Here is a 14,123-nt window from a genome sequence, read left to right on the forward strand (position 1 = left end):
CGACGCGTCATTCGTGACTGGGGTCAGGACCGGTGGGCGCGCAGCGCCGCGAGGGCCCGGTCCGCGTGCGCGTTCATGCGCAGTTCGCTGCGTACGACGTCGAGGACGGTGCGGTCCTGCGAGATGACGAAGGTGGTGCGCTTGGTGGGTGCCAGGGAGAAGCCGCGCGTCACTCCGAACCGCTCGCGGACCGCGCCGTCGGTGTCGGACAGCAGCGGCATGCCGAGACCGTGCCGTCCGGCGAACTCCTGCTGCCGCTCGACGGCGTCGCCGCTGATGCCGACCGGGCGGGCTCCGACGGCGGCGAACTCGGCGGCGAGGTCGCGGAAGTGGCAGGCCTGGGCGGTGCAGCCGGGGGTCAGGGCGGCCGGGTAGAAGAACAGCACGACCGGCCCGTCGGCGAGCAGCCCGGACAGGGTGCGGACCGTGCCGGTCTCGTCGGGCAGGGCGAAGTCCTCGACCGTGTCGCCGGTCTCCACGCGGGCGGTCACGAGGCGTCCTTCGCGTTCCGGGCGACGCCGCGGGCCCAGAGCACCAGGGGCACCTGGAGCGGCAGGCGCCCGAACGCGGCGGCCTTCTGCGGTGTGGGGCGGTGGCGCCAGTCGGCGGCCATCTTGACGTTGGCGGGGAACACGCCGACGAAGAAGGCCGCGGTGGCCAGTGCGGCCGTCCTGCGGGTGCGCGGCAGCGCCAGGCCGGCGGCCAGTGCCAGTTCGGCGGCGCCGCTCGCGTAGGTCCATGCCCTGGGCGTGCCGGGCAGGCCGCGCGGAATGGTCGCGTCGAACGGGCGTGGGGTGGCGAAGTGGGCGGCTCCCGCGGCGGCCAGCAGGCCGGCGAGCAGCAGGGGCGAGCGTTCGGACCGGGGCACGGTTCCTCCTCTGAAGGCCTGCCGCGCATTATTACCGGTCGGTAGAGCGGTCAGTCCGCCGGGTCCGTGGAGCGCCGGTGATGACGGCCCGGCGTGTAGCCGAAGGCGCGGCGGAAGACGTCGATGAAGGCGCTGGCGGAGGACCAGCCGCAGCGGTGGGCGACGGTGGTGACGGGCAGGCCGTCGGCCAGCATCCGCAGGGCGTGGTAGAGCCGCGACTGGGTCCGCCACTGCGGGAACGTCATGCCGAACTCGGCGCGGAAGAGGCGGCTCAGGGTCCGCTCCCCAGCCCCGGTCGCGGCGCCGAGCTCGGCGAGGGTCCGCGCGTCGGCCGGGTCGGCGTGCACGAGCGCGCAGACGGCGGCCAGGCGCGGATCGGCGGGGGTGGGCAGGCGCAACGGCTGCTGGGGCGAGATGCGGAGCTGGTCGCGCAGGACGGCGCGCAGACGGCGGCGCTCGGGGCCGTCGTCGCGGGGGTCGCGGGTGTAGGCGAGGATCAGCTCGCGCAGCAGCGGGCTGACGGCGAGGACGGCCGGGTGGTCAAGGCCGAGGGGGTTGTCGGCGGCGGGCAGGCCGACCAGGTGCAGGTCGAGCCGTCCGTGGGCGCGATGGGCGTGCACGGTACCGGCGGGGATCCAGATGGCGCGGGTGCCTGGCGCGAACCAGGTGCCGGCGTCGGTGGTGACGGCGACGACGCCCGCGCCCGCGTAGACGATCTGGTGGTCGTCGTGCCGGTGCGCGTCGATGCGGTCGCCGGCGGCCAGCCGCTGGGCGCGGGTCGGCGCCGTGGGGGAATGGCGGATGTTCGGCACGGTCCGGCAGATTATCGGAAGCGGGCCAGGGCTCCCGCGGACGACGATCGCCGGGTGACCGCTTCGAGAAACGACCGATCCGTGGCCCTGATGTCTCTCGGGCACGCCTGCGTGGACGTCTACCAGGGTGCCGTGGCCGCCCTGGTGCCGTACTTCGTCGCCGAGCGCGCCTACTCCTATGCCGCCGCTTCGGGTGTCGTCCTGGCCGCGTCGCTGCTGTCCTCGCTGGTGCAGCCGCTGTTCGGGGTGCTCACCGACCGGTGGGCGATGCCGTGGCTGCTGCCGCTGAGCGCGCTGGCGGCAGGGGCGGGTGTCGCCCTGAGCGGGGTGACCGGGTCCTACGCGCTGACCCTGGCGGTGGTGGCGGTGTCGGGGGTGGGCGTGGCGGCCTACCATCCGGAGGCCGCCCGGGTGGCGCGGGCCGTCGCGCACGGCCGGCACACGGGGATGGGCTGGTTCTCCTTCGGCGGCAACGCCGGCTTCGCCCTCGCGCCCCTGCTGGTCTTCGCCGTGGTGGCCACGGGCGGTCTGCGCGCCTCTCCCCTGCTGTTCGTCCCGGCCCTGGTGGGGGCGGCGCTGTGTGCGGCGGCCGTGCGCTCGGCCGGCTCCGGCGCCAGGAGCGCGGGCGCGTCCGCCGCCGTCGGCGAGGACGACTGGGGGTCGTTCCTGCGGCTGTCCGGCGCGGTGGTCTGCCGCTCCGTGGTCTTCGTCGGCCTGAGCACGTTCGTCTCCCTGTTCGTACGGGAGCGTGCGGGCGGCGGTGAGGTGGCCGGCACGGCGGCCCTGTGCGTGCTCTACGCCGGCGGCGCCATCGGCACGCTGGCCGGGGGCCGGCTGGCGGAGCGGTACGGGCGGACGGTCGTGGTGCGCCGGTCGTACGCCCTGACGGTCCTGGCCGTCGCCGGTCTGGTCCTGGTGCCCGGACCCCCGGTGTACCTGTTCGTGGCACTGACGTCGGCCGGTCTGTACGTGCCGTTCTCCCTGCACATCACGCTGGGCCAGGACTTCCTGCCCCGCCGGGTGGGCACCGCGAGCGGGGTCACCCTGGGCCTGACGGTGAGCGTCGGCGGTCTGGCGGCCCCGGCGCTGGGAGCCCTGGCCGACGCGACGACCCTCCGTACGTCCCTGCTGCCCCTCATCGCGCTGCCCGCGCTGGGCCGGCTCCTGCTGTGCGGGCTGCGCGAGCCCGCACCACCGGCAGCGGTGGCCGTCGAACGGACGGATCCGCAGAACCCGGTCACGCGGTGACCTGGCGGGGCGGGCACTCGCGGGACCGCCGCGGGGGGCGGTTGTTCGCGGCTCCGCGGGCGGACGCGCCGGGTGCCTGCCCGGCTTCTGACGGCTGGTGCCCGGGCGCGCGACGCCGGCGCGGCGTCGAGGCGGTGGCGTCACCGTGCGGCGCACATGGGAAGCGGGTGGCGTCACGGTCCGGCAGGCATGCGAAGCCGGGTGGCCGGGTGGTGACGGCACAGCGGGGTGCGTGCCGCGGCGGATCGTACGGCCGTGCCCGCGAGGTGGCCCTGCCCGGCGACCGGTCACCGCCCCGAGGTCACGCACCGTGGCCCGGCGGGACGGCAAGGTCGGTTCGGCCCCGGCCGAGCGGAAGACCGGGGCGCCGTTCAGGGGAAACAGGCCGCGAACACGCGTGACGGCCCGCCGGTGCGTCGACACCTCACCCGTGGACCTGCCGCTGATCCCGCCCATGCTCGCCACGTCCGGAACCCTGCCGCCCGCCGCGCAGGACGGCCGGTGGGCCTATGAGACCAAGCAGGACGGCCAGCGTGTGGTGGTCTACCTGCCCGGCGACGGCAGCGTGCTGCTGCGCGCCCGCTCCGGGGACGACATCACGGCCGCCTACCCGGAGCTCGGGCCCCTGGGCACCGCCCTCGGTACCACACCCGCCGTACTGGACGGAGAGGTCATGGCCCTGGACGAACAGGGCCGCGCCAGCTTCCAGTTGCTGCAATCTCGCATGGGCCTGGCCCACGCACCCGCCAGGGCCGCGCGACGGGCGGCGGACGTACCCGTCCACCTCGTGCTGTTCGACCTGATGCACCTTCAGGACCGGTCCCTCCTCCGGCTCCCCTACACGCGGCGCCGTGCGGCGCTGGAGGACCTCGGGCTCACCGGGCCTTCGTGGTCGACGCCGCGCGCGCTGGTGGGCCATGGCGCCGAGGCCCTGCGCGCCACCCGGGAACACGGCCTGGAGGGCCTGGTCTGCAAGCGGCTGGACTCGGTGTACGAGCCGGGGGTGCGCTCCCGGGCCTGGATCAAGATCCGCAACATGCGCACCGAGGACGTCCTGGTCGGCGGCTGGCAGCCCGGCAAGGGGCGGCTCACCGGTCTGCCGGGCGCCGTCCTGGTCGGGCAGCGTGCCGCGGGGCGGCTGCGTTACGTCGGGAGTGTGGGCACCGGCTGGAGCGAGGCCGAACGCACGGAACTGGCCGGGCTGCTGAGGGCCGCCGCGACCGACGCCTGCCCCTTCGACCCCGCGCCGCGCGCTCCCGGGGCGCACTGGGTGGTGCCCCGCCTGGTGGGCGAGGTCCGCTACAGCACCCGCACCCGGGAGGGGCTGCTGCGGCAGCCGTCCTGGCTGCGGCTCCGGCCGGACCTCGAGCCCGAGGAGGCGGCGGCCGACATCCCGGACGACCTGGTCTGAATCGACGGCCGGCCCCCGATTGTTGGGCCGCGATTCACCGTTGAGATCCTCCATCCCTCTTGGCATGGACGCGTTCACCCTGGAAGCTGAACCTCCCTTTCCCCCACAGCCGTTGGGCTGCGCCCGGACCAAGGAGGACGCAGTGTCGTCACGCCCGTTCGCCCACCGCAGGAGATGGCTCACCGGAGCGGCCGGTGCCGCCGCTCTCGTCCTGGCCTTCCCGGCCACCGCCTTCGCGGCACCGCCGTCGGCACTGCCGGCCCGCGCGGACGCGCTGGAGCAGACGTACCAGCCCGCCTACGACTACGACACCGACGGCTGCTACTCCACGCCCGCGATCGGCCCGGACGGGACCGTCAACGGCGGACTGAAGCCGACCGGCGCCCTGAACGGCAACTGCCGGGACGCCTCCGACCTCGACAACACCAATGGCTACGCGCGCTCCAAGTGCAACAACGGCTGGTGCGCCATCCTGTACGCCCTCTACTTCGAGAAGGACCAGGCCGTGGCCGGCAGCGGCATCGGCGGCCACCGGCACGACTTCGAGCACGTCGCGGTGTTCGTGCAGGACAACCAGGTCAAGTACGTCTCGACGTCCAACCACGGCGGGTTCACCGTGCACGCGGCGTCCGCGATCCGCTTCGACGGCACGCACGCGAAGGTCGTCTACCACAAGGACGGCGTCCGCACGCACTGCTTCCGCGCGGCCAACTCCAACGACGAGCCGCCGGAGAACCACGAGCACACCTGGCAGTACCCGGCGCTGGTCGGCTGGAACGGCTACCCGGCCGGAGTGCGCGACAAGCTCACGTCGTACGACTTCGGCAGCGCCAACTTCGGCCTGAAGGACGCCAACTTCGCCAACCACCTCGCGGCGGCCAAGCCGTCCGGCATCTCCTTCGACCCCTACGCCTGACGTCGTGAGACCCGGTCGGAGGGCGTAGGCCTCCGACCGGGTCCGGCCTCCGCCCCCGCGCCCGACGACCGCCTCACCGAACCGGTCCGGGCCGCGACCCACCGCTACGCCACCCACGGCACACACGGCGAGCCGAGCAGGCTGGCACGAACTGACGCTCGGTGCGGGGTCGTCGGACGAGGAAGGGGACGAACACCCCCGCGTGAGGGTCTATCGTGTCCGCATGTCCGTCCCCGAACTGATTCGCATCGTCTCCCGCGACTCCCCCATGGCCCTCGCCCAGGTGGAGCGCGTCCGGGTCGAGTTGGCCGCCGCCCACCCCGGAGTGCGCACCGAGGTCGTCCCGGTGAAGACCACCGGCGACAAGTGGATGGGCGATCTCTCCCAGGTCGAGGGCAAGGGCGCGTTCACCAAGGAGGTCGACGCGGCGCTGCTGGCCGGCGAGGCCGACCTCGCCGTGCACTGCGTGAAGGACGTACCCGCCGACCGGCCACTCCCGGCGGGCACGGTGTTCGCCGCGTTCCTGAAGCGGGACGACATCCGTGACGCCCTCATCCACCCGGGCGGGCTCACCCTGGACGAGCTGCCGCCCGGGACGCGGATCGGCACGTCCTCGGTGCGCCGCGTCGCCCAACTGGCCGCCACCCATCCCCACCTGGAGTGCGTGCCGTTCCGGGGCAACGCCAACCGGCGTCTGGCGAAGCTGGCCGCGGGCGAGGCGGACGCGCTGCTGCTCGCGGTCTCGGGCCTCGAGCGCATCGGCCGCGAGGACGTGATCAGCGAGATCCTGTCGACCGAGACGATGATGCCGCCCATCGGCGCCGGGGTGCTGGCCCTCCAGTGTCGCGAGGACGACACCGCGCTGATCGACGCCGTGAGCGGTCTGGGCGACCCGGACACCCATCGGGAGACCACCGCCGAGCGCATGTTCCTGCATGTGCTCCAGGGGCACTGCAACAGCCCCATCGCCGGGTTCGCACAGGTGGATCGCAGCGGTGAACTGTCCCTTCGCGCCTGCGTGTTCACCCCGGACGGCAAGACCCGGCTCAACGCCCACGAGTGGGCGGGCAGGCTGGACCCCGCCACGCTCGGGACCTCGGTCGCCGTGGCCCTGCTGCGTCAGGGCGCCCGCGAGATCATCGACGGCATCCCGCACTGACCGCCGCGGCGCCCTGACACGGGATCAGGCGGTGCCTTCCTCCGCCTGGTCCCGCAGGAAGACGCTCACCTGCTGCGCCAGGCTGTCCCGCACCGCGCCCTGCTGAGTCCCGGCAGGGCCCTCCTGGGCGCCGATGCCGCCCGCCCACAGCCGGCGCTCGGTCCACTCCTCCTCGACGCGCAACTGCACCTGGACGTCCACCAGGCTCAGGGATGCCTCGGGCCCGGCCGCGTACAGCACGGCGGTGGCCCGGCGCAGCGGGTAGACGTCGAAGCCCTCGATGAACTGCGAGTTGCGCCAGTCGATGAAGGCGCTCTCCCCGTCAGGGCCGAGCCGGACATCGATCTGACCGTCCTCCAAGTGGACGCCGAGATGGCGGCTTCCCCGGTTCTCGACCGTCACGCGGAGGCAGAAGTAGGTCAGTCCGTCGGCGGCGTCGTCCCGGCCGCGGGGCGGCTCGGCCAGCTCCAGACGGTGGACGCGGACACGCAGACCGGCATGCTCGTCGTACTCCCGCCAGTCCCCGACCACGTTCGGCTCGTACACGCTGCACCCTCTCGACCTCTGGAAGCTGCTTCCTATCTGTGCTCTCAGCGCACTGTCAAATGAGCAGAATGCGCTGTGGCCAGGCAGTTCATCCTTTTTGATCGGTGATCAAGCCGTGCCCAGCGGTTATCCGGAAAGAGCCGGAGAAAGCGCTTGCCCGGGCGTGCCGCACATCACTTCCACGAGTGAAGATCAACGGGCCGGCCGGCCCAGCAGCGCCGAGGCCGCGGTGAGGCCGAGCGCGGCGGCGACGCACAGCACCGTGAAGCCGGTCGCCAGACGGTGGGGCGTGCCGAGGAGCAGACCGCGCAGGGTGCCGGCCAGCCTGCGCAGGGCCGGGATGGCGGGGTGCAGCGTCCCGACCGGTCCGCCTCGTCGAGGCGGGCCGGCCGGCGGTGTACGAGTTCGGCGCGGTGGCGGCGCCACTCGTCCAGCCGTGTCCCGGCGGCGGGGGTGGGCAGCAGCCGGGCGGCCCGCCGGTCGGCCGGGTCGGTCTCGCGGATCAGGTAGCTCGCCCCCGCGAGCTGGTTGACCAGGGTGGACACCGAATCGGCCGCCAGGCCCAGCTCCCTGGCCGCGCCGGAGACGCCGACGCCGGGCCGCGCCACGACCAGGCGCAGCAGTTCCACCTCCGCGCCGCGCAGGGGCGGGTCGGGCATCCGCTGCCGCAGACGCCGCCGGATCAGCCGCGCCGGGAACGGCGGCGAAGACCTCAAGGCGCCCGAGGCCCTCTATTGCCGTATTGTCGTAATTGTTTCGATATGTCCCTGCCCGGGAAGGGGCAGGGAAGTGCTTCGGACAGGAGGCACGTGCGTGGGAGCCGGCAGGCCGGGCCCCCGGTGTCTCCCAAGGCCCGAGTCGGCGCTCCCACGGTGTCTGTCCATTCAGCACCTGCTCAGGGAGGTGCGCACCATGCGTATCGCCGGCAGCACCCGAACGCACCCCCACGACGACGCTCCGGACACCGCCGCGGCCTTCGCCCGTCTCGTGCGGCTGCCCGAGGGACCCGAGCGCAAGGCCCTGCGCGACGAACTCGTCGAGGCCTGGCTCCCCATGGCCGAGCGGATCGCCGTCCGCTTCCGGGGCCGCGGTGAGGCGCTCGAGGATCTGTACCAGGTGGCGGCTCTCGGTCTGGTGAAGGCCGTCGACCACTACGACCCGGCGCGCGGCAACGCCTTCGAGGCGTACGCCGTGCCGACGGTCACGGGCGAGATCAAGCGCCACTTCCGCGACCACATGTGGACCCTGCATGTGCCCCGCCGGGTCCAGGACCTGCGCAACCGGGTGCGGCACGCCGCCAAGGAGCTGTCGCAGACGACACCGGGCCGCTCCCCCACGGTCGCCGAGATCGCCGAGTACGCCCAGCTCACCGAGGGCGAGGTGCGCACCGGCATGGAGGCGCTGGAGTGCTTCTCCGCGCTCTCGCTGGAGGCGGAGATGCCCGGGACCGACGGGTACGCGCTCGGGGACGCGATCGGCGGGCCCGACCCGGCCTTCGACATCGTCGTCAACCGGGTCGCCGTCAGGCCGTGCCTGGAGGCGCTGCCGGAGCGCGAGCGGATCATTCTGTACCTGCGGTTCTTCAAGGGCATGACGCAGAGCCGCATAGCCGAGCAGCTCGGCATCTCACAGATGCACGTCTCCCGGCTGCTCAGCAGCTGCTTCGCCCATCTGCGTGAGGAGCTGCTGACCGAAACCCGGTGAAGCGGCCGCCGCCGGGGGTGATCACGCCTCCGGCGGCGAGCCGGGGATCTGCGTCGGTCCCGCGCGGTCGAGGGCGTCCTCCAGGGCGGCCCGGATCTCGGCGGGCATCACTCCGGTGCGTCCCCAGGCGAGGATCAGCTCGGCGACGTTGCGCAGCTTGATGTTGGTGTGCTGGGAGACTTCCTTCAGCACGGCCCAGCCCTGGTCGGGGGAGAACCGGCCGAGTACCACCACCATCCCGATCGCCTGGTCCACGACAGCGTGGGAGACGACCGCCTCCTTCAGCTGCTGGACCTCTTCCTGCAGCTCGAAGAGTTGATCCGAGCCCCCGTCCGTGGACATGGTCACCTCCGGGTCCGGTGCGCCGCGGTCCCCGAGGCCCCCACGGGTGCTTGAGTACGTTGACGCAGTGTCCGACCCCTCCATCGTCGTCACTCGGGCCGCCCTGTGCCACCGGGGCGGACCAGGCCGGATGCCGTTTCGGCGTCGCCGCCGGGGTACTCGGCAGGCGCCCACAGCGGTTCCGGTTGGACACTGGTGTCAATTCCTCCGGTGGCTGCCGGGCCGACGAGATCAGGACGCGACTGCCATGAACCACGACACACCCACCCCCTCCGGCACGAAGGACGTCGTCTCATCACACTCCGTGTTCGGTGCTCCCTGCTGGGTGAGCCTGACCAGCCGGGACGTGAAGGCGACCGAGGAGTTCTACGGTGCCGTGCTGGGCTGGCAGTGGCGGCCGGCCAAGCTGGGCGACCGGTTCCGGATCGCGCTGGCGGACGGCTCGCCGGTGGCCGGGATCGCCGGGGTGGCGACCATGTGGCAGATGGCGGTGGCGTGGACGCCGTACTTCGCGGTGCGCAGCGCCGACGAGGCGGTGGCCCGGGTGCAGGAACGGATGGGCACGGTCGCGGTCGGGCCGATCTCGCTGCCGCCGGGGCGGGCGGCGCTGCTGGCCGACCGGGACGGGGCGACCTTCGGCATCTGGGAGGGCGACCTCTTCACCGACTGGGAGACCTGGCGCAACGCACAGCCGGCCTTCATCACGCTCCACACCCGCGACGCCTTCGACGCGGCGATCTTCTACGGCGAGGTCCTCGACTGGGCCTCCCAGCGCCCCGGCTGCTGCGAGGTCCACTACGAGGGCGGCGAGGTCGTGCTGCGCAGCCGTGGGGACGTGGTCGCCCGGATCGAGTCGGGTGCCCTGGGGGCGGCCCCCGACCCCACGATCCGGCCGCACTGGCAGGTCCACTTCTCCGTCGACGACGTCGAGGCCTGCGCCCGCGCGGCTGAGCTCCACGGCGGCAGCGTCCTGTCCAAGGGCAGCGACGAGGCGGTGCTGCGGGACCACGACGGCGCGCAGTTCACGGTCACCGCGCGCCGCGACCGCTGAGCGGGCTCACTCCTTCTTCGCCCGCGTCGCCCGGGACGGCCGCGACAGCAGGATCAGGCTGCGGGCCCCGACGGTGAGGGGCGTCGCCGCCTTGTGCTCCGACTCGTCGGGGGTGCCTTCCGGGTCGGCCGTGTCGATGAGGGCCGTCCAGCGTTCGCCGTAGGAGGCGTCCGGCAGACGGAAGTCGACCGGCTCCCAGTGGCTGTTGAAGAGCACGAGGAAGGAGTCGTCGACGACTTTCCGGCCGCGCTGGTCGGGCTCGGCGATGGCGTCGCCGTTGAGGAAGACGCCGACGGAGTGCGCGTCGCCGCGCTGCCAGTCGTCGTCGGTCATCTCGCGGGCGTCCGGCGCCAGCCACACCAGGTCGGGCAGCGGCTGGTCGGCCCGGGTGAGGGTCTCGCCGCGGAAGAAGCGTCGCCGGCGCAGCACGGGGTGGCCGGTGCGCAGCCCGATGACGTAGCGGGTGAACTCCAGCAGGTCGCGCTGCTCCTCGGTGAGCCGCCAGTCGATCCAGGAGATCTCGTTGTCCTGGCAGTAGGCGTTGTTGTTGCCGCCCTGGGTGCGTCCGAGTTCGTCGCCGTGGGAGAGCATCGGGATGCCCTGGGACAGCAGCAGGGTGGCGAGGAAGTTGCGCTGCTGACGCGTGCGCAGCTCCCGCACCGCGGGGTCGCGGCTCGCGCCCTCGGCTCCGCAGTTCCAGGACCGGTTGGTGCTCTCGCCGTCCTGGTTGTCCTCGCCGTTGTCCTCGTTGTGCTTGTCGTTGTACGAGACGAGGTCGCGCAGGGTGAAGCCGTCGTGCGCGGTGACGAAGTTGACGCTGGCACGCGGGCGGCGCCGGCTGTGCTGGTACAGGTCGGAGGAGCCGGTGAGCCGGGAGGCGAACTCGCCGAGCGTGTGGTCCTCCCCGCGCCAGAAATCGCGCACCGCGTCGCGGTACATGCCGTTCCACTCCGACCACAGCGGCGGGAAGTTGCCGACCTGGTAGCCGCCCTCGCCGACGTCCCACGGCTCGGCGATCAGCTTGACGCGGCTGATCACCGGGTCCTGCTGGATGAGGTCGAAGAACGCCGACAGCCGGTCCACCTCGTGGAACTGGCGGGCCAGGGTGGCCGCCAGGTCGAAGCGGAAGCCGTCGACGTGCATCTCGGTGACCCAGTACCGCAGCGAGTCCATGATCAACTGGAGCACGTAGGGGTGGCGCATCAGCAGGCTGTTGCCGGTGCCGGTGGTGTCGTAGTAGTGCTCCCAGTCGCCGTCGACCAGGCGGTAGTAGGAGGAGTTGTCGATCCCGCGGAAGGAGAGGGTGGGCCCCCTCTCGTTGCCCTCGGCGGTGTGGTTGTAGACCACGTCGAGGATCACTTCGAGGCCGGCCGCGTGCAGGGTCTTCACCATCTGCTTGAACTCGGCGACCTGCTCGCCGCGGGTGCCGTGGGCGGCGTAGCCGTTGTGGGGCGCGAAGAAGCCGATGGTGTTGTAGCCCCAGTAGTTGGCCAGGCCGCGGTCGTGCAGCACCCCGTCGTGGACGAACTGGTGGACCGGCATCAGCTCCACGGCCGTGACGCCCAGGGAGGTCAGGTGCTCGACGACCGCGGGGTGGGCCAGCCCGGCGTAGGTGCCCCGGAGTTCCTCGGGCACCTCGGGGTGGGTCCGGGTCATGCCCTTGACGTGTGCCTCGTAGATCACCGTGTCGGCGTAGGGCCGTCCGGGCCGGGCGTCGTCGCCCCAGTCGAAGGCCGGGTCGGTCACCACGCCGAGCATGGTGTGCCCCGCGCTGTCGGCCGGGTCGGGGCCGTCGGGGTCGCGCTCGTAGAGCGAGGGGTGGTTGTCGATCTGCCCGTCCACCGCGCGGGCGTACGGGTCGAGCAGCAGCTTGGCCGGGTTGCAGCGGTGGCCGGCGCTGGGGGCCCACGGCCCGTGCACGCGGTAGCCGTAGCGCTGGCCCGGGCCGACGCCGGGCACGTAGCCGTGCCAGACGAAGCCGTCAACCTCGCTCAGCGGAACCGGGGTGTGGGTGCCGTCGTCGTCGACGAGGACGAGCTCGACGCGCTCGGCGACCTCGCTGAAGAGCGCGAAGTTGGTGCCCTCCCCGTCGTAGTCGGCACCCAGCGGGTAGGGGCGCCCGCCCCAGGCGGACACCCCTTTCCGTTCCTGCCTGCGGGTCACCGGGCGTCCTCCAGGACCTCGTCCGGGGTGCCGACCGGTCCGGCCAGCTGCACGATCCGCTCCTCGCGGGGCACGTCCAGGCCCTCGCTCTCGCGGGGGGCGGGCGCGGTCGGCACCAGCGGGACGCGTTCGCCGGCGCGGGCGCGCTGCGAGAACCAGATGACCTTGCTGCCGGTCTCGGTGGCGCAGCAGCCCCAGCCGTCGCTCATCGCCGCGAGGTGCTCCAGGCAGCCCCGCAGTTCCTGGTCCGGGCGCAGGGCGCGGTCGTGGTCCCCGATGGCGGTGATCAGGTGCTGCCCGTTCCACCACATCTCGATCGAGGTGTTCTTGTCCGTGGCGTGTTCGTCGATGGCCTTGAGCAGCATCTCGGCACCGCCGCAGACGGGCTGGACCAGGTTGTCCAGGTCCCAGAACTTCAGGTGAGCGGCCAGAATGCGGCTGACCTGTCCCACCCGTTCCGGGCTGACTTCCACGTCGAGGTGGTAGTAGCAGGGCACTGCGGTCTTCATCGGTCGGCTCCTCACCGCGAAGCTCAGCTCCTTCTCGCTCCCGCACTCCCGCGGGACGAGCCCCGAACACGGAACGTGAGCGCCTATCGCTTCTGAGTCACCCTCAGCGTGAGGGTGCTAGCCCGTTCGTGCAACACGAGCGCACGCCTGAGGCGGTGGAGGCCGCAGGTGAGCGGCCACGTTCGCCCGAACGGGCCAGGGCGGGACGAACTGGTTGAAGTCCCAACAAGACGCTGTGTTGTCGCACGTGCACCATGTGTGAAGAACTCGATCGCCGTTACGGATCCGTGTCGCTGTGCGCGCGGCCGCCGTCCGACCGTCGGGAGACCGTGTCCCTCGAGCCCGAAAGGTGATCGGCGCCATGCTGCTACCCGCCAAAGCCGAAGTCGCCCGGCAGTTGCGGCGTTACCGGGCCTGGGAACGCGTGATGCTCGCGGCACCGAACGACCGCACGGTGCGGACCACGTTCGAGGACTCCGGCTACACGCTCTGCGTCCTGATGGGCAAGCGCTGTGCCCGGGAGGCGGCGGACGCGGCCGAGCGGTACCTGCGCACGAACCAGGTCGCCTACCTGGAGGAACAGCAGATCATGTGCCTCCAGGAACAACACGTCACCTGTCCGCCGGAACCCGGCGAACGGGTTCGCCCGGCCACGGCGGTCCGACGAAGACCACCGGCTACGGAACGAAGGCCCCCGGCCGCCGACCGGAGATCCACGGCGGGAAGGTAAGGGCCTTCGACGCACATCTCGTCCCTGAACCGGGCCAGGCGGCCCGGCTTTCGAGCACGGTGGAGGTGAGGACCATGAGGAGGACCCGGGCCATCGGCCGCATCCCGGTACGGGACGTCCGCCCGGCCGTGGAGAGCGGCAACCGGCCGGCGAAGGCGGTCGTGGGTGAGACGTTCGAGGTCACCGCCACCGTGTTCCGGGAGGGGCACGACGCGGTGGCCGCCAATGTCGTCCTGAAGGACCCCGAGGGCCGCCCCGGCCCGTGGACGCCGATGCGCGAGCTCGCCCCGGGCAGCGACCGCTGGGGCGCCGAGGTGACCCCGGACGCGGTCGGCCACTGGACGTACCGTGTGGAGGCCTGGAGCGATCCGGTGGCCACCTGGCGTCATGCGGCGGCCATAAAGATCCCGGCGGACATCGACCCGGGTCTGGTCCTGGAAGAAGGCGCGGACCTGTACGAGCGGGCAGCGGCCGGTGTGCCGAAGGGAGCCGGCCGCGCCGTGCTGCTCGCCGCGGCGAGGAGCCTGCGCGACGACTCGCTGCCCACGGCGGCCCGGTTCGCCGCCGCCCTGACGCCGGAGGTGGACGGGGTGCTGGCCCGGTATCCGCTGCGGGACCTGGTCACCACGTCCGAGCCGTTGCCGCTGCTGGTGGAGCGGGAGCG

At 72.5% G+C, this 14,123-nt stretch carries 15 protein-coding genes and 1 pseudogene; 8 read left to right on the forward strand and 8 right to left on the reverse strand.

Features of this window, described 5'->3' with window-relative positions:
- Window positions 1-23: 23 nt before the first annotated feature.
- Genes AC0665_RS31060 through AC0665_RS31070 form a run of 3 tightly spaced genes read right to left on the reverse strand, consistent with a single transcriptional unit; the run spans window position 24 to window position 1,680 of the window.
- Window positions 24-491, reverse strand: coding sequence for a peroxiredoxin (locus AC0665_RS31060; protein WP_468413734.1), 468 nt, complete (start codon window positions 489-491; stop codon window positions 24-26).
- A complete protein-coding gene (locus AC0665_RS31065) occupies window positions 488-868 on the reverse strand; it encodes a DoxX family protein (protein ID WP_468413732.1) in 381 nt (126 codons plus the stop codon). Before AC0665_RS31065 ends, AC0665_RS31060 begins: the two co-directional genes overlap by 4 nt.
- Before the next feature lie 50 nt (window positions 869-918).
- Window positions 919-1,680 (reverse strand): helix-turn-helix transcriptional regulator, encoded by a 762-nt coding sequence (locus AC0665_RS31070; protein WP_366053337.1) that lies wholly within the window; start codon window positions 1,678-1,680, stop codon window positions 919-921.
- Between the two features lie 90 nt (window positions 1,681-1,770).
- Between AC0665_RS31070 and AC0665_RS31075 the strand changes: the two genes are divergently transcribed.
- The 4 genes from AC0665_RS31075 to hemC all read left to right on the forward strand — a co-directional run bounded on the left by AC0665_RS31075 (window position 1,771) and on the right by hemC (window position 6,414).
- Complete coding sequence (locus tag AC0665_RS31075) at window positions 1,771-2,928, forward strand: MFS transporter (RefSeq protein ID WP_478610567.1); 1,158 nt, start codon at window positions 1,771-1,773, stop codon at window positions 2,926-2,928.
- A gap of 430 nt (window positions 2,929-3,358) precedes the next feature.
- Window positions 3,359-4,339, forward strand: coding sequence for a non-homologous end-joining DNA ligase (gene ligD / locus AC0665_RS31080; RefSeq protein ID WP_478610547.1), 981 nt, complete (start codon window positions 3,359-3,361; stop codon window positions 4,337-4,339).
- Window positions 4,340-4,481: 142 nt separating this feature from the next.
- A complete protein-coding gene (locus AC0665_RS31085; RefSeq protein WP_468413728.1) occupies window positions 4,482-5,255 on the forward strand; it encodes an NPP1 family protein in 774 nt (257 codons plus the stop codon).
- A 223-nt stretch (window positions 5,256-5,478) separates the two neighbouring features.
- Window positions 5,479-6,414 (forward strand): hydroxymethylbilane synthase, encoded by a 936-nt coding sequence (hemC, locus tag AC0665_RS31090; RefSeq protein ID WP_478610549.1) that lies wholly within the window; start codon window positions 5,479-5,481, stop codon window positions 6,412-6,414.
- 24 nt (window positions 6,415-6,438) lie between these two features.
- Here the strand turns inward: hemC and AC0665_RS31095 are convergent, their stop codons facing one another.
- Together AC0665_RS31095 and AC0665_RS31100 are read right to left on the reverse strand one after the other, a co-directional pair.
- Entirely contained in the window at window positions 6,439-6,960 is a 522-nt protein-coding gene (locus AC0665_RS31095; protein WP_468413725.1) for a hypothetical protein, read from the reverse strand.
- A 192-nt stretch (window positions 6,961-7,152) separates the two neighbouring features.
- Window positions 7,153-7,676, reverse strand: a pseudogene (locus tag AC0665_RS31100) (MarR family winged helix-turn-helix transcriptional regulator).
- Window positions 7,677-7,872: 196 nt separating this feature from the next.
- On the opposite strand from AC0665_RS31100, the gene AC0665_RS31105 reads away from it, so the two are divergent.
- Window positions 7,873-8,664, forward strand: a complete 792-nt coding sequence (locus AC0665_RS31105) for an RNA polymerase sigma factor SigF (protein WP_366053332.1) — start codon at window positions 7,873-7,875, stop codon at window positions 8,662-8,664.
- 21 nt (window positions 8,665-8,685) lie between these two features.
- Here the strand turns inward: AC0665_RS31105 and AC0665_RS31110 are convergent, their stop codons facing one another.
- Window positions 8,686-9,006 carry an ANTAR domain-containing protein gene (locus AC0665_RS31110; RefSeq protein ID WP_468413723.1) on the reverse strand — a complete coding sequence of 107 codons (321 nt, stop codon included), beginning with the start codon at window positions 9,004-9,006 and terminating at the stop codon, window positions 8,686-8,688.
- 247 nt (window positions 9,007-9,253) lie between these two features.
- Here AC0665_RS31110 and AC0665_RS31115 point away from each other — a divergent pair, with 247 nt between their 5' ends.
- A complete protein-coding gene (locus AC0665_RS31115) occupies window positions 9,254-10,057 on the forward strand; it encodes a VOC family protein (RefSeq protein WP_468413721.1) in 804 nt (267 codons plus the stop codon).
- Between the two features lie 6 nt (window positions 10,058-10,063).
- On the opposite strand, the gene glgX is transcribed toward AC0665_RS31115, so the two are convergent.
- Both glgX and AC0665_RS31125 read right to left on the reverse strand, forming a co-directional pair.
- Complete coding sequence (gene glgX / locus AC0665_RS31120; protein WP_478706270.1) at window positions 10,064-12,220, reverse strand: glycogen debranching protein GlgX; 2,157 nt, start codon at window positions 12,218-12,220, stop codon at window positions 10,064-10,066.
- Window positions 12,217-12,729, reverse strand: a complete 513-nt coding sequence (locus AC0665_RS31125; protein WP_468413717.1) for a pep a2 — start codon at window positions 12,727-12,729, stop codon at window positions 12,217-12,219. Before AC0665_RS31125 ends, glgX begins: the two co-directional genes overlap by 4 nt.
- 361 nt (window positions 12,730-13,090) lie before the next feature.
- Here AC0665_RS31125 and AC0665_RS31130 point away from each other — a divergent pair, with 361 nt between their 5' ends.
- Window positions 13,091-13,459, forward strand: coding sequence for a DUF5133 domain-containing protein (locus tag AC0665_RS31130; RefSeq protein ID WP_468413715.1), 369 nt, complete (start codon window positions 13,091-13,093; stop codon window positions 13,457-13,459).
- Window positions 13,460-13,533: 74 nt separating this feature from the next.
- The coding region (locus tag AC0665_RS31135; protein WP_478706271.1) for a maltotransferase domain-containing protein at window positions 13,534-14,123 on the forward strand (590 nt) is incomplete at its 3' end.

The sequence above is a fragment of the Streptomyces sp. NPDC043685 genome (assembly GCF_056436585.1).

Coding starts and splice junctions, on each gene's coding strand:
- AC0665_RS31075 (WP_478610567.1), top strand. CDS start 1,771: ATGTCTCTCGGGCACGCCTGCGTGGACGTCTACCAGGGTGCCGTGGCC.
- hemC (WP_478610549.1), top strand. CDS start 5,479: ATGTCCGTCCCCGAACTGATTCGCATCGTCTCCCGCGACTCCCCCATG.
- AC0665_RS31130 (WP_468413715.1), top strand. CDS start 13,091: ATGCTGCTACCCGCCAAAGCCGAAGTCGCCCGGCAGTTGCGGCGTTAC.
- AC0665_RS31105 (WP_366053332.1), top strand. CDS start 7,873: ATGCGTATCGCCGGCAGCACCCGAACGCACCCCCACGACGACGCTCCG.
- AC0665_RS31125 (WP_468413717.1), bottom strand. CDS start 12,729: ATGAAGACCGCAGTGCCCTGCTACTACCACCTCGACGTGGAAGTCAGC.
- AC0665_RS31115 (WP_468413721.1), top strand. CDS start 9,254: ATGAACCACGACACACCCACCCCCTCCGGCACGAAGGACGTCGTCTCA.
- AC0665_RS31110 (WP_468413723.1), bottom strand. CDS start 9,006: ATGTCCACGGACGGGGGCTCGGATCAACTCTTCGAGCTGCAGGAAGAG.